Raw genomic sequence first — 15,611 nt, 5'->3', positions numbered from 1 at the left:
TTGTAATTGAATAAAATTATAAATAATGAGAATTTTTTGGTTTGCTATTTTTTTGTTTTCAAGCACGTTAATGCATAGTCAATCTTTTGAAGTTGGTTCTTTTTTTACTGATTCAAATAAGGAAGGAATAATTGAAGGTGTTGTATTTGATAATGAAGTTGACAATTCCCCACTATTATTAGCAAATGTAACTGTTAAGAACTCTGAAATTACTACAACATCTAGCATTGATGGGACTTTTTCTTTAAAAGTGAAACCAGGCACGTACACACTTATTTATAGTTTTATTGGTTATAAAACTGTTGAAGTTAAAAATGTTATAGTTGCTTCAAATGAAACAACACAACAACTTCAAACATTATCTGCGCTAGAAGTTACTTTTGATATTTCTTCAATAAACTAAACGCTTATTGCTCTTTAATTAAACTAATTGTTACCTAACATTAAGTTAACGATTATATGAACATTAAATAACCACGAGGTAACCCGTAGTTTATGTGTGTTCTATTTCTTTGCGCCTAGAAATAAAACTAGAAATGAAGAAAATTTTTATAGCAATATTTGTGTTTATCAATGCAATTGCATTTAGTCAAACCACAGGAACAATACAAGGAACTGTTTATGATAAAGAATTTGAAAACGCTCCGTTACCGTTTGCAAATGTATTTATTAAAGGAACTTCAACGGGAACCACTACTGAATTTGAAGGAACGTATGAAATTAAAGTAGCACCAGGCACTTACACGGTAGTTTTCAGCTTTATTGGATACAAAACTATAGAGGTGCCAAATGTAATAATAAGTGCTGATGAAACAGTTACCATTAATAAAACTTTAAGCGCTAGTGAAGGAGTTTCATTAAGTGAAATTCAAATTACAGGAAGCACAAAAAAAGAATCTGAAACAGCGCTTTTAACAGAACAAAAAAAAGCAACATTAATTGTTGAAAGTATTGGAGCAGAAAGATTATCTAAAACAGGTGTTTCTGATGCAGCTGCTGCAACATCTAAAATTTCAGGTGTTACTAAAAATGAAGGCTCAGGAGATATTTACATTCGTGGTTTGGGAGACAGGTATTTAAGTACTACAATGAATGGTTTACCAGTACCTTCTGATGATGTTGAGAAGAAAAATATAGATTTAAAATTGTTTTCAGCAAATATTATTCAAAATGTGGGTGTAAGTAAAACATATTCAACTGAAAATTACGCAGATCAATCTTCAGGTAATATTGATATTACTACAAAAGAATTTAACGGTCATAAATATTCAGTAAGTTTTAGTAGTGGAACGAACACAAATGTTATTAAGAATGGTGTTTTTAATAATTTTAAAGCAACACAGAATAGTAACTATTTAAGCGGGGGTTTTTATACAAGTAAATATGCAGTAATTGATGCTGTTAAATTTGAAAGTTGGAATACCGAAGTAAAAAATACGCCTATTAATTTTGGCGTTTCTTTTTCAGCTGGAAAAAAGATTCAATTATTTGGTAGAGATTTATCATTATTTGCAACGGCTTCTCATGATAATTCATTTAGCCATGAAAAAGGAATATTTCAAAAATACAGATCTAATGTATTAGATAATTCTTTTACAGACGCTGAATCTTACAAATCTAAAATTAATACGACAGGATTATTTAATTTAACGTACAGATTAAATGGTGATCATAAAATAAGTTATAATAGTTTGTTTGTAAATAAAACTATTGACAATTTATATGAACAAGGTAGAAATGGAGAAGGATATGTTTTTGACCAAGACCCTGCTGAAGATGGTGCTTTTGTTAGAGATCAAAATTTGAAACAAACACGTATGTTTGTAAATCAGTTTATAGGAAATCACACAATTACCGATGCAAATAAATTAAAATGGGCTGTTGGTTACAATTATGTAGTTGCAAAAGAACCAAACCGTATTAGAAACGAGGTGAATATTTTAGATGAAAACACGGTTCAATTTGCACACGTTGGTGATTTTCAACAAAGAAAATCAAATCAAAAAATTAAAGACACTGAAATTAACGGGTACATAAAAGATCAAATTACTTTTAATAAAGATGGTGATAATCCATTGAAATTAAATATTGGTGGAAATTTTCGCCAGAAAGAAAGAAGCTTTAATTCGTTATTTATTGGTGTGAGAGCGAAAGGAGTTCAGGTAGCTTCAATAGATGATTTATCTGCCGCTTTTACAAAAACTAATTTTGACAATGGTACTATAATTTTAAGAGAAAGAACACCAGATGTTTATTTTGCAAATCTTGATGTGTATGCAGGTTTTGCGAATGTAGATTTTGGATTCAATAAATTTTCAGGTAACATAGGTGTTAGATATGAAACAGATGAACTAGCAATAATTTGGGATGTTGCAAATTATGTTGGTAGAGCAGGAACTTTAGCTAATACATACGATAATGTTTTACCTAGTTTAAATTTAAAATACGAAATTAACGAGAAAAATTTTGTGAGGTTTGCAGGAAGTAAAACAGTTACGCTTCCAGAGTTTAAAGAGTTAGCGCCTTTTGAGTATGTATCTCCAACAGGTCGTGTAACAAAAGGGAATCCAGGTTTAAAAGAATCTACAAATTATAATTTAGATTTAAAATGGGAATTATATCCTTCAGCTAAAGAATTAGTTTCTTTTACAAGTTTTTATAAAAAAATTGAAAACCCAATTAATTTATCTCAATCAAGAGGTTCGTCAGGAAACTTTACGTATGGTAATACAGGTGAAAAAGCGGATGTAGTTGGATTAGAGCTTGAAACAAGATTAACAATTATTGATACTGAAAATAATAACCTTAGAGTTAATTTTAACGCTACTAAAATGTGGTTTAAACAAGATTTATTAGAAGAATTTCAATACAATGGAAAAGTTGAATCTAACTTACAAGGGGCTTCAGATTTTATTGTAAACACAGCGTTAAGTTATTCAAATAATAAAGAAAATGAACTTGTAGCAACTTTAGCTGGTAACTATTCTTCAGATAAAATTTATGCATTAGGTTCTCCTGAAGATTTTACAAATAGCGCTGTATTGTATAATGATGAAATTATTGAAAAAGGATTTGTAACACTTGACTTAGTTTTAAGTAAAAAATTATCTGAAAACCTTTCCATAAAATTTACAGGTAAAAACATATTAGATCCAGTTATTGAGAACACCCAAAAAGTAAAAAGCTTATCAACTCAAATTGAAACTACTGAGATTATAAGTTCATATAAAAAAGGAATGAATTTAAGTTTAGGTGTAAAATATACGTTCTAAAAAATTAGTTAGAATACTTTTAAAAAAGCGATTGTTATAGAATTAACAATCGCTTTTTTTTGCATTAAAATACCGTTTAACAATTACCTAACATTAGAAATTAAATCAATAAAATTCATAATAAACACTTAACATTCTCTTAAAAGCTTAGTGTTTTAAAAAAAAGTTATTTGCATTATAATTTATATCTAAAATCTAACAATAGAATCAAAATGAAAAAAACAAACTTCAAATTTATTGGAATAACAGCAATTTTTGCTTTATTATCTTTAACTAGCTGTGATAATGATGATCCAGCCCCAATTGTTGTACCAACAAATGTTGTACTTGAAAATTTAAAAGCAGGAACAATGAATGGTCAACTTGAAGAAGACTTTACATTAAACGCTGCTACTAGTTATGAATTAACAGGATCGTTTATTGTTACTGATGGAGTTACCCTTACCATACCTGCAGGTACTCAAATTGAGGCTGATAATGGAGGTACAGATGTTTATATAGCAGTACTAAAAGGAGGAAAAATAAAAATTAATGGAACAAACAACAATCCTGTTGTTATGTCTTCATTTAACGGAAACCCTGGTGATTGGGGTGGGTTAACTATTTGTGGTAATGCAACTACAACTGCTGGTGTTGATGCTGAAGCTGAAGTTGGTGGATTTATCTACGGAGGTAGTGATGATGCTGATAATTCAGGTGTAATTAAAAATTTAGTAATAATTGGTACTGGAGCTCAAATTAACTCAGAATCTCAATACAACGGTGTTTCTTTTTACGCTGTAGGTTCTGGAACAATTGTTGAAAACCTTGCTGTTATTAATGGATCTGATGATGGTGTTGAATTCTTTGGTGGAACAGTTTCTGTAGAGAATATTTACTTAGAAAATAATGAAGATGATGCTATTGACTGGACTGAAGGTTGGAGCGGAACAATTGATAATGCATATGTTGCGCATACAATTGCTGGTTTTTCAACAGTTGTTGAAGGAGATAAAGACAACAACAACCCTCATATTAACAACTTAACTGCAATTTCTATTGTAGGTGGTAAAGCATTACAATTCAAAAAAGAATCTGGAGCTACAATTACTAACTTATTTTTAAGTGGTTACGATACTAATCTTGATATGAAAGATGACGGAGCGTTATCAAATGTTCAAATTGATGGTGCTGATGCTTCTACTGAAGCTTCATATAATGAAGGTGCTAAAGTTGATATTTCTGGTTGGGATTTTATTAACGGTCAATTTGTTCCTGTTGAAGTTTTAAACGGACAATTAAATGCTGATAAAACATTAAATGCTGATACTAAATATAGCTTAACAGGCTCTTATATTGTAAATAACGGAGCAACACTAACTATTGAAGCTGGCACTAAAATTTCTGCTGATAAAGGTGGTACTGATGTTTATATCGCAGTATTGCAAGGTGGTAAAATTAATGTTCAAGGTACTGCTGATAATCCAGTTGTAATGTCTTCAGTAAATGCTAGCCCTGCTGATTGGGGTGGATTAACTATTTGCGGTAAATCTACAACAACTGCTGGTGTAAATGCTGAAGCTGAAGTAGGTGGTTTTATCTACGGAGGTGTTGATTCTGCTGATAATTCAGGATCTATCAAATATTTAGTAATTAAAGGAACTGGTGCTCAAATTAATTCTGAATCTCAATACAACGGAGTTTCTTTATATGCTGTGGGATCAGGAACTGTAATTGAAAATATTGCTATTATTGACGGTGCTGATGATGGTGTTGAATTTTTTGGCGGAACTGTATCTGTTACTAATATCTACTTAGAAAACAATGAAGATGATGCTGTTGATTGGACTGAAGGATGGAATGGAACGGTAACAAACACCTATATTTCGCACACTGTTGCAGGTTTTTCTACTGCTTTTGAAGGGGATAAAGTAAATAATAATCCAAACTTTGTAAACGTAACTGCAATTTCAACTGTAGGTGGTAAAGCTTTACAATTCAAAAAAGAATCTGGAGCTACAATTACTAACTTATACTTAAGTGGTTATGATACTAACATTGATATGAAAGATGATGGTGCATTATCTAACGTTCAAATTGATGGTGCTGATGCAACCACAACTGACGCTTATAATAGTGGTGCTCAAGTTGACATATCTTCTTGGACTTGGAGACAAGTTGGTTTATAGAAATCTTTAAAATACAAAAAAAGGGATGCTGTTTTTAGCATCCCTTTTTTTTATCTAAAAAATTAGAAATTGTTACTCAATTACATCATGAATCATAGTATGATTTCCGTTGTTCCATTGAGTTAATATATCTGTAGCAACTTGCGCTCCGCTTCCTGCAGCAATTGAAAATTGACTTCTCCATCCAGCTAAAACACCTGCAACAAATAAGCCTTCAGCTATTAAATGATTGTTATTTTTAAGCATTATACGCTCTTTTTGTGGAGGTAAATTTTTATGAGGAATCACATACTGCATTAATCCTTCAATATTAAAAAGATTTGATGGCCCAACAGCAACAACAATATTTTTAGCTGTGTAAATACATTTATTAGTTGTAATTGTAAAGTTTGAGAACACACCTTTAATGTTAGTTACTTTTTCTTTTTCAATTTGAATAACTTCAGGATATAAATTAGTTAACTGATCTAATCCTTTTGCAAGAATTTCGCCTCCTTGAGTTCCTTTTTCAAACCCTAAAACATTATTTAATAATGCGTTTTGTAATGCTGAACTTTTTTGGTGCGTTATAATTCCAACTTTTTTATTTTTAGCAAAAGATTTTGTTGAGGCTGAACCTAAAATTAATGCGCATGACAATCCTGCTGCGCCTCCACCAATAATTAATACATCAAAAGTCTTCATTTTTTAAATTTAATTATGAAAGTAGTCCTTGAATATTCGTAGCAAATAACTTTACAGCAATTGCTAACAAAATAACTCCAAATATTTTTCGAAGAATGTTAATTCCGTTTTTACCAATTAGTTTTTCAATTTTTATAGATGTTTTTAAAACAATGTACATAAAAAGAATATTAATAATAATAGCTATTACAATGTTAATGGTTTCATACTCAGCTCTTAACGATAGGATGGTTGTTAAGCTACCAGGACCAGCAATTAGTGGAAATGCTAATGGAAATACCGAAATAGTTTTAGCACTATTGTCTTCTTCTTTATAAAGTGAAATTCCTAAAATCATTTCTAGCGCTAAAAAGAACAAAATAAAAGCTCCAGCAACAGCAAAAGAATTTACATCAATTCCAATTAGATTTAAAATACTTTTTCCTAAAAAAAGAAAAGCTATCATTATAATTCCTGCAATAATAGATGCTTTTTCAGATTGAATTTGCCCAAATTTTGCACGTAAATCTATAACAATTGGAATGTTTCCAATAATATCAATTACAGCAAATAAAATCATAGTTGCAGTAAGTATTTCTTTAAAATTTAAAATCATAACCTATTAATTTGAAAGGTTGGCAAAAGTATTAAATGACAATTTAAATTATAGTAAAAGTATGTAAAAAATTAGTTTATTTTTGCTAAATGTTTCAATTAGGAAAAACCATAGTTTCAGAAGATATTATAGAAAAAGACTTTGTCTGTAATTTATCAGTTTGTAAAGGAAAGTGTTGTATTGATGGAGAAGCTGGAGCGCCATTAGAAGAGCATGAACTCAAAATATTATTAGATGTTTACCCTAAAGTAAAACCATATCTACGACCAGAAGGAATAGCTGCCATTGAAAATCAAGGACTTTTTATTACTAATGAAGGTGAATATGAAACTACGCTGATAAACGAAAAAGATTGCGTTTTTGTTATTTTTGATGAGAAAAACACTGCTAAATGTGGTATTGAAGAAGCTTATAACAATGGTGATATTAAGTGGAAAAAACCAATTTCTTGTCATTTGTACCCAGTTAGAATTATGGAATATAGCGAGTTTTCAGCTGTAAACTACCACAAATGGCCTATTTGCGATGATGCTTGTACTTTAGGAAAAGAATTACAAGTGCCAGTGTATAAATTTGTTAAAGAAGCTTTAATTAGAAAGTTTGGTAAAGATTGGTATACTGAACTAGAAAAAGTAGCCGAGAATTATAAAAAATAACTGTTTTTCAGTTATCAAACTAAGCTTGTAAAAGATAATTAAATATTCACTTCAACAAGCTTAGATGGAATAGTTGAATAAAATAAAGTTAAAATCCGTAATTAATACCAACTCCAAATACTTCTCTGGTTTGTAAACCGTTAAAAGCATTGTCATCATAAATAGTTTGAAATGATAAATTTGCAGATAAATATTTATTAATAGACATTACAATATTCATTGTATAATCTAAATCAACATTTTGTGCTTCTTCTAAATAATTTGAATATAAATTTAAAATGTTCTCCATAGAGACATTTTCCATAATGGTTAATTTATAGTAAGCGCCAATTGCTAGTCCTAATTCAAAACGAGTACTTTTTCCTTCTTCTACACCAAAATAAGCTTCATTTGGCAAGGTTAAATTTTTGTCAACAATAACTAATTTTGCTGTTGAAGGCGCAAAGTTAACTTTTAAATTATCTGATTTTTTCCATAACATACCTGGTCCAAATTGTAAGTATCCGGGAGATGAAAATTTAGTAGGTCCATCAGTATCGCTATCTAAATCATCTGCAAATTGAGTTTTAAAATTTAGAAAAGCAGAATAAAACCAATTACCAGAAGCTTTTTTCCCAAGTAATGAATTCCATTCAATTCTATCATCAGATTTTTGTACGTCTTCACCTTTAATTTTAGTTATGCCAAAAGCTAGGATTAGTTTATTATCCCAATTAATAGCTCCTTTTGAGAAATTAAAATCATAGTTTACACCTAAAGTTCCAGTTACATTACTATTTCCTCCTGCTATCCAATTGTCAAATGCAGATTGGTTTAATAAAAATGAAATGTTACCTGATCGTTTCCAGCCATCTTTAGGTGCTTCTTTTTCTTGAGAGAAAGTTACGGTGCTTACTATTGCGAATGCAACTAATAAAATTACTTTTTTCATAATTATTTAATTTTTGGATGGTTAGTAAATTAAGGTGTATTAAGGTATGAAAATTAGTTGATTCTTTTAAAAAGCGGAACCGTTGAGCAAGCTTCACCAAACATGATAGATTTTGCTATAGGTTGTAGTTTTTCAATAAGTTGTATGTATGCAGTTTCAGGAATAGGTTTGTTTGCGCAACCTTTAATTATTACAGGCTTGTTTTTATAGGCTTCTATATTAAGATGTGTAATAATGTCATGAAATATTGAAGTTTCTAGCGTTGTTAAATTACCAACCACTACTTTTTTAGAGAAAGGAAAAACATACGTGGTAATTAGCATAAAAGCCCAAGAAGGAATTATAGCATCAGATGAGCAAGTAAGTGCTACAAAATGATTTTTGTATTGCCCCCAATCATGGTTTTTCAAGTGTTCACGAAATTCAGTTTCTTTTAAAATAAGTTCTTGAAATAACCAGTTTTTTATGTCAATTGTAGTTCTGGTTCCTTGAGGGTATAATTCTTCAAGGTCAATTGTTTTTAGTTGACTATTGGCAACTCTATTTACAATTTCATCAGCCATTTAAGGTCGTGTTTTTAAAGAAATCCAAGTTCTAATTTAGCTTCTTCACTCATCATATCTTGTGTCCACATTGGATCAAAAGTAATTTCAACTTCAGCACTTTTCACTTCTTCTAAAGTTTTTACTTTTTCTTCAATTTCAACAGGTAAAGTTTCAGCTACAGGACAATTAGGCGATGTTAAGGTCATTAAAATTTTTACATCATCATTTTCACTAACCATAACGTCATAAATTAAACCTAATTCATATATATCTACAGGAATTTCAGGGTCGAAAATAGTTTTTAATACTTCCACTATTTTAATTCCTAATTCTTCTACGTGGTTACTATTCATTGCTTTCAGCTCTGTTTATATTCATTCTAAATAAGTGCAAATATACACTAATTAACTTAATTTAGATTTATAAGCCAAGGCATATAATTTAATTTGTTTAATCATAGAAACTAAACCATTAGCTCTTGTTGGAGATAAATGTTCTTTCAAGCCAATTTTATCAATAAAATAAAGATCGGTATCTAAAATGTCTTTTGGATTTTGGTTGTTAAAAACACGTAACAAAATAGCAACAATTCCTTTGGTTAAAATAGCATCACTATCTGCTGTAAAGTTAATTTTTTTATCTTTTATTTCAGAATGTAACCAAACTTTAGATTGGCATCCAACAATTAAGTTTTCGTCTATTTTAAAAGATTCATCTATTAACGGAAGTGATTTCCCAAGATCTATTATATACTCATAGCGCTCCATCCAATCATCAAACATGGAAAACTCATCTATAATTTCTTCTTGTATTTCTTTGATAGTCATTTTTTAAACTTATTTTTGCAAAAATAATCACATCTACTGTTTAAAAAAAATATAAACACAAATAAAGTTAAAAGGTGTGTATAGAAATTTAAATAAATATGAATAAATTATTAATTGTTGGTACGGTTGCTTTTGATGCTATTGAAACTCCGTTTGGGCAAACAGATAAAATCTTAGGAGGAGCAGCGACATATATTTCACTTTCAGCATCGCAATTTGGAGTGAAATCTGGAATTGTTTCTGTAGTTGGTGGAGATTTTCCGAAAGAATATCTAGATAAATTAAATGCTAAAAATATTAGCACAGAAGGAATTGAAGTGATTGAAGATGGTAAAACATTTTTTTGGAAAGGAGTGTATCACAACGATTTAAACTCAAGAGATACGTTAATTACAGATTTAAATGTGTTGGCCGATTTTAACCCGGTTGTACCACAAGAATTTAAAGATGCAGATTTTTTAATGTTGGGTAATTTACACCCTGCAGTTCAAATGGCTGTAATTAATCAAATTCCAGTTCGTCCTAAATTAGTAGCTCTAGACACTATGAATTTTTGGATGGATAATACCTTAGATGAATTAATGGAAGTAATTGCAAAAATTGATGTAATTACAATTAATGATGAAGAAGCTCGCCAGCTTTCAGGAGAATATTCTTTAGTAAAGGCGGCTCAAAAAATTCATAAAATGGGACCAAAATTTGTGGTAATTAAAAAAGGAGAACACGGTGCTTTATTATTTAATAACGGAGATGTGTTTTTTGCACCAGCTTTGCCTTTAGAAGAAGTTTTTGATCCAACAGGAGCAGGAGACACTTTCGCAGGTGGTTTTATTGGTCATATTGCAAAATCTGGCGATATTTCATTTGATAATATGAAAAGAGCTGTAATTTCAGGTTCAAACTTAGCTTCGTTTTGTGTAGAGAAATTTGGGACTGAGCGAATGGAAAATCTGTCTGAGGATGAAATTCAAAAAAGATTATTACAATTTAAACTTTTAACACAATTTGATATTGAGTTAAGTTAGAATAAATTCCGCCACTGTGCGGAATTTTTTATTTAATTTTACTACGAAAACTACAACTATGAGCGACGCTATTAAGCATGAATGTGGAATTGCAATGGTTCGGTTATTAAAACCGTTACAATATTATAAAGACAAATATGGAACGGCGTTTTATGGTTTAAATAAAATGTATTTGCTAATGGAAAAACAGCACAATCGTGGTCAGGATGGTGCAGGTTTAGCAAGTATAAAATTTGATGTTGCTCCAGGAACAAGATATATAAGTCGTGTTCGTTCAAATGAAGACCAACCAATTCAAGATGTTTTTGCGCAAATAAATGGTCGTTTAAACGAATTAAATGAAAAGCATCCAGATAAAATTGATGATGTAGAGTGGCAAAACGACAATGCACCTTATTTAGGAAATCTTTTTTTAGGTCACGTACGCTATGGTACTTTTGGAAAAAATAGCATTGAAAGTGTTCATCCGTTTTTACGCCAAAGTAATTGGATGCATAAAAGTTTATTAGTTGCAGGAAACTTTAATATGACTAATTCAAAGAGTTTATTTAATGATTTAGTTGAGTTGGGGCAGCACCCAAAAGAAATTACCGATACTGTTACAGTGATGGAAAAAATAGGTCATTTTATTGATGATGAAGTTGCAAAATTATATGTAAAAATTAAAGATGAAGGTCTTAGTAAAAAAGAAGCTTCACCTATAATTGAAGAACGTATCAATATTAAAAAAATACTAAAAAGATCTGCTAAAAATTGGGATGGAGGTTATGCAATGGCTGGTTTATTAGGTCATGGAGATGCATTTGTTTTACGTGACCCTGCAGGGATTAGACCCGCATTTTATTATGCTGATGATGAGGTTGTAGTAGTTGCTTCAGAACGCCCAGTAATACAAACAGTATTTAATGTGGCTATTAGTGATGTGAAGGAAATTGAAAGAGGTGAAGCATTAATTATTAAGCGTAACGGAAAAATTACTACAGATAAAATTATTGAAAAATTACCACAAAAATCATGTTCTTTTGAACGTATTTATTTTTCAAGAGGAAGTGATTCAGATATTTATACTGAACGTAAAAATTTAGGAAAACTGGTATTTCCTCAAATCTTAAATAAAATTAACAACGATATAAAAAACACCGTTTTTTCATACATCCCAAATACTGCTGAAACTTCTTTTTATGGAATGCGAGAAGCTGCTGAAGATTTTTTGAATCAGCAAAAAGCTGAAGTTATTTTAAAAGGACAACGAAGTTTATCGGTTGAAAAAGTAAAAGAAATTTTATCAGAAAGACCTCGAATTGAAAAACTAGCAATTAAAGATGCGAAACTACGTACCTTTATTGCAGATGATAACAGTAGAGACGATTTAGTAGCGCATTTATACGATGTAACTTACGGGATTGTAAAAAGAACGGATAACCTAGTAATTATTGATGATAGTATTGTTCGTGGAACAACTTTGAAGCAGAGTATTATTAAAATTTTAGACAGATTAAATCCTAAAAAAATTATCATAGTTTCATCTGCACCACAAATTCGTTTTCCAGATTGTTATGGAATTGATATGGCAAAATTAGGTGATTTTATTGCTTTTAGAGCAGCCTTAGAATTACTAAAAGACACCAATCAAACCAAAATTATTGATGAAGTTTATAAAAATTGTAAAGCTCAAAAACAGCTTGAAGATACTGAAATTAAAAATGCAGTAAATGCAATTTATGCACCATTTACAGATGCTCAAATTTCAGGTAAAATTGCTGAAATGTTAAAAACCCCAGAAATAAATGCTAAGATTGAAATAATATATCAATCTGTTGAAAACCTTCACAAAGCATGTCCAGATCATTTAGGAGATTGGTATTTTACGGGTGATTATCCAACTCCAGGAGGTAATCGGGTTGTAAATGATGCTTTTATTAACTTCTATGAAGGGAGTGACGCAAGAGCATATTAGGTGAATCTAAAAATCAGTTTTATATTGCAGTTGTGAAAGATATCCTTTTTATTACGCCACCATTTACTCAGTTAAACACGCCATATCCGGCTACGGCATATTTAAAAGGGTTTTTAAACACCAAAAAAATCACTTCATTCCAAATGGATTTAGGTATTGAAGTAATTTTAGAACTTTTTTCTAAAAATAAACTTGAAGAAGTATTTGATATTGCTTTTGAAAATGAAAGATTAAGCTCTTATAATTCACAAAGAATTTACACGTTAAGAAATGAATATTTAAAGAATATTAATCTTGTTATTGCTTTTTTACAGGGAAAAAATTTAACAGTTGCTCGTCAAATATGTTCAGATAATTTTCTTCCGAAGGCTTCAAGATTTGAGCAAGTTGAAGATTTAGATTGGACTTTTGGTTCTATGGGAATTCAAGACAAGGCAAAACATTTAGCAACGTTGTTTTTAGAAGATGTATCCGATTTTATTGTTGAATGTATTGATGAAAATTTTGGATTTAGCAGATATGCTGAACGTTTAGGTAAAAGCGCCAATAGTTTTGATGAGTTGTATAAAGGTTTACAAGAAGAACAATCTTATATTGATGCAATTACGTTAAAAATTCTAGAGGAAAAACTAACGGAAATTCAACCAAAACTGGTTTGTTTTTCAGTGCCATTTCCTGGCAATTTATATAGTGCATTTCGTTGTGCGCAATTTATGAAGGAGAAGTATCCTGAAATTAAAATTGCTATGGGTGGTGGTTTTCCAAACACTGAATTAAGAAGCTTAACAGATACTCGTGTTTTTGATTTCTTTGATTACATTACTTTAGATGATGGAGAATTACCAGTAGAATTATTGCATTCAAACGTGATAAATTCGACTTCAAAAAATCCAGATTTTAAACAGTTTAAAAGAACTTTTTTATTAGAAAATAATAAAGTAGTTTACAATAATTTATCTTCAAAAAAAGAGTACAGTCAAGCAGATTTAGGAACTCCAGATTATTCAGATTTGTTGCTTGACAATTATATTTCAGTGATAGAAATTGCAAACCCAATGCATAGTTTATGGAGTGATGGACGATGGAATAAATTAACTATGGCACACGGTTGTTATTGGGGAAAATGCACTTTTTGCGACATTTCTCTTGATTATATAAAAGTGTACGAACCAATAACAGCTAAATTGTTGGTTGACAGAATGGAGCAAATGATTGCTCAAACTGGTGAAACCGGATTTCATTTTGTAGACGAAGCCGCACCTCCAGGATTAATGAAAGAGCTTGCACTTGAAATTATAAAACGAAAATTAACTGTAACTTGGTGGACGAACATTCGATTTGAAAAAAGCTTTACCAAGGACTTGTGTTACTTGTTAAAAGTATCAGGTTGTATTGCTGTTTCGGGCGGATTAGAAGTTGCTTCAGATAGGTTGTTGGCCTTAATTAAAAAAGGCGTAACGGTTGAGCAAGTAGCGCAAGTTACTAGTAATTTTACGGAAGCAGGTGTTATGGTTCATGCGTATTTAATGTATGGTTTTCCAACTCAAACAATTCAAGAAACGGTTGATAGTTTAGAAATGGTGAGACAATTGTTTGAATTAGGTGCTATCCAATCTGGGTTTTGGCATCAGTTTGCGTTAACAACACATAGCCCAATTGGTTTAAACCCTGCTGAATTTGGAGTTTTACCAAATTATAAAGAAATTACGTTTGCTAATAATGATGTAGATTTTAAAGATAAAACAGAAATAAATCATGATAAATTTAGCTTCGGACTAAAAAAATCTATTTATAATTTTATGAACGGAATTGGTTTTGATTTGCCTTTACAAGAGTGGTTTGAGTTTAAAATTCCGAAGACAACTATTAAAAATGATTTCATTATTTCTTGTTTTGAAAATGAAGATGATTTTACAACAAAATCTTCAACAAAAATTTATTGGTTAGGAAATGCACCTTTAATTTCAGAAGTTAAAAAATCTAAAAGAGGTAAAACTCAAAAAAAATTACAACTAATTTTTCATGAAAACAGCATTAATTTTCAAATTTCTTTAGAAGAAGATAAAGGCTATTGGCTTTTAAACACCTTAAATAAGTTGGCAATTACATCCGGTTCCTCAATCATTTTTTCTGAATTAAAATCAGATTTTGAAACTCATTTTAATAATTTTGAAATGTTTTGGTATTCAAAACCCATAAACCTGTTAAGAGAAAATGGGTTGATAGTTTTATAAAATAAAAAAACTCGCCATAGACGAGTTTTAAAATTAATTTAGGTAGTGTATAAAATTTATTTGCTTTCAGCATAACGTCTTTCAACTTCATTCCAGTTAATTACATTAAAAAATGCATTGATATAATCTGGTCTTCTGTTTTGATAGTTTAAGTAATAAGCGTGTTCCCATACGTCTAAAGCTAAAATTGGAGTTCCTTCACAACTTACACCTGGCATTAACGGATTGTCTTGGTTTGGAGTTGAACAAACTTCAACTTTTCCACCTTTATGAACACAAAGCCAAGCCCAACCTGAACCAAAACGAGTTGCTGCAGCTTTAGCAAAAACATCTTTAAAAGCATCAACTGAACCATATTCAGCAACAATAGTATCTTTTAATTCTCCAGATAAATATCCTTTTCCTTCAGGATTCATTACATCCCAAAATAAAGAATGGTTGTAAAACCCACCACCATTATTTCTAACAGCAGCATTGTTCATGTCTAATCCATCTAAAATATTTCCAATAGATTTTCCTTCTAAATCAGTACCTGCAATAGCATTATTTAAATTGTTTGTATATCCTGCATGATGTTTACTGTGGTGAATTTCCATAGTTTTTGCATCAATATGTGGTTCTAGCGCATCATAAGCGTACGGTAATTTTGGTAGTTCGAAAGCCATAATTGTATTTTTTAGTTTAAATTTTAATATATTCAAAGGTAAAGAACGATTT

At 30.5% G+C, this 15,611-nt stretch carries 14 protein-coding genes; 7 read left to right on the top strand and 7 right to left on the bottom strand.

Annotation, left to right across the window (positions count from 1 at the left end):
* Positions 1 to 25 precede the first annotated feature (25 nt).
* The 3 genes from GQ540_RS09800 (at position 26) to GQ540_RS09790 (ending at position 5,440) form a co-directional block, all read left to right on the top strand.
* Positions 26 to 403, top strand: a complete 378-nt coding sequence (locus GQ540_RS09800) for a carboxypeptidase-like regulatory domain-containing protein (protein WP_291800517.1) — start codon at positions 26 to 28, stop codon at positions 401 to 403.
* A gap of 133 nt (positions 404 to 536) precedes the next feature.
* On the top strand, positions 537 to 3,272 hold the full coding sequence (locus GQ540_RS09795) for a TonB-dependent receptor (RefSeq protein ID WP_291800516.1): 2,736 nt from the start codon (positions 537 to 539) through the stop codon (positions 3,270 to 3,272).
* 212 nt (positions 3,273 to 3,484) lie between these two features.
* Positions 3,485 to 5,440 carry a hypothetical protein gene (locus GQ540_RS09790; RefSeq protein WP_291800514.1) on the top strand — a complete coding sequence of 652 codons (1,956 nt, stop codon included), beginning with the start codon at positions 3,485 to 3,487 and terminating at the stop codon, positions 5,438 to 5,440.
* Positions 5,441 to 5,512: 72 nt separating this feature from the next.
* Here the strand turns inward: GQ540_RS09790 and GQ540_RS09785 are convergent, their stop codons facing one another.
* Positions 5,513 to 6,124 (bottom strand): FAD-dependent oxidoreductase, encoded by a 612-nt coding sequence (locus GQ540_RS09785; RefSeq protein WP_291800512.1) that lies wholly within the window; start codon positions 6,122 to 6,124, stop codon positions 5,513 to 5,515.
* Between the two features lie 13 nt (positions 6,125 to 6,137).
* Positions 6,138 to 6,719: a MarC family protein gene (locus tag GQ540_RS09780; protein WP_291800510.1), complete on the bottom strand. Its 582-nt coding sequence runs from the start codon at positions 6,717 to 6,719 to the stop codon at positions 6,138 to 6,140.
* An 89-nt stretch (positions 6,720 to 6,808) separates the two neighbouring features.
* Between GQ540_RS09780 and GQ540_RS09775 the strand changes: the two genes are divergently transcribed.
* Entirely contained in the window at positions 6,809 to 7,375 is a 567-nt protein-coding gene (locus GQ540_RS09775) for a DUF3109 family protein (protein ID WP_291800508.1), read from the top strand.
* A gap of 88 nt (positions 7,376 to 7,463) precedes the next feature.
* Here the strand turns inward: GQ540_RS09775 and GQ540_RS09770 are convergent, their stop codons facing one another.
* Genes GQ540_RS09770 through GQ540_RS09755 form a run of 4 tightly spaced genes read right to left on the bottom strand, consistent with a single transcriptional unit; the run spans position 7,464 to position 9,678 of the window.
* Positions 7,464 to 8,306 (bottom strand): DUF3078 domain-containing protein, encoded by an 843-nt coding sequence (locus tag GQ540_RS09770; RefSeq protein WP_291800506.1) that lies wholly within the window; start codon positions 8,304 to 8,306, stop codon positions 7,464 to 7,466.
* Between the two features lie 53 nt (positions 8,307 to 8,359).
* Entirely contained in the window at positions 8,360 to 8,869 is a 510-nt protein-coding gene (locus GQ540_RS09765; RefSeq protein WP_291800504.1) for a DUF2480 family protein, read from the bottom strand.
* Positions 8,870 to 8,883: 14 nt separating this feature from the next.
* Entirely contained in the window at positions 8,884 to 9,204 is a 321-nt protein-coding gene (locus tag GQ540_RS09760; protein ID WP_291800502.1) for an iron-sulfur cluster assembly protein, read from the bottom strand.
* Positions 9,205 to 9,255: 51 nt separating this feature from the next.
* A complete protein-coding gene (locus GQ540_RS09755) occupies positions 9,256 to 9,678 on the bottom strand; it encodes a SufE family protein (protein ID WP_291800500.1) in 423 nt (140 codons plus the stop codon).
* A 98-nt stretch (positions 9,679 to 9,776) separates the two neighbouring features.
* Between GQ540_RS09755 and GQ540_RS09750 the strand changes: the two genes are divergently transcribed.
* Genes GQ540_RS09750 through GQ540_RS09740 form a run of 3 tightly spaced genes read left to right on the top strand, consistent with a single transcriptional unit; the run spans position 9,777 to position 14,894 of the window.
* Positions 9,777 to 10,703 carry a PfkB family carbohydrate kinase gene (locus GQ540_RS09750; protein WP_291800498.1) on the top strand — a complete coding sequence of 309 codons (927 nt, stop codon included), beginning with the start codon at positions 9,777 to 9,779 and terminating at the stop codon, positions 10,701 to 10,703.
* Positions 10,704 to 10,761: 58 nt separating this feature from the next.
* Positions 10,762 to 12,660: an amidophosphoribosyltransferase gene (locus tag GQ540_RS09745; RefSeq protein ID WP_291800496.1), complete on the top strand. Its 1,899-nt coding sequence runs from the start codon at positions 10,762 to 10,764 to the stop codon at positions 12,658 to 12,660.
* A gap of 32 nt (positions 12,661 to 12,692) precedes the next feature.
* Positions 12,693 to 14,894: a radical SAM protein gene (locus GQ540_RS09740; protein WP_291800494.1), complete on the top strand. Its 2,202-nt coding sequence runs from the start codon at positions 12,693 to 12,695 to the stop codon at positions 14,892 to 14,894.
* Between the two features lie 56 nt (positions 14,895 to 14,950).
* Here GQ540_RS09740 and GQ540_RS09735 read toward each other — a convergent pair whose 3' ends face one another.
* Positions 14,951 to 15,559, bottom strand: a complete 609-nt coding sequence (locus tag GQ540_RS09735) for a superoxide dismutase (RefSeq protein ID WP_291800492.1) — start codon at positions 15,557 to 15,559, stop codon at positions 14,951 to 14,953.
* Positions 15,560 to 15,611 lie beyond the last annotated feature (52 nt).

The sequence above is a fragment of the Lutibacter sp. genome, from assembly GCF_013139515.1.
Classification (GTDB): Bacteria; Bacteroidota; Bacteroidia; order Flavobacteriales; family Flavobacteriaceae; genus Lutibacter.
This window is presented reverse-complemented; position numbering and strand designations above follow the sequence as displayed.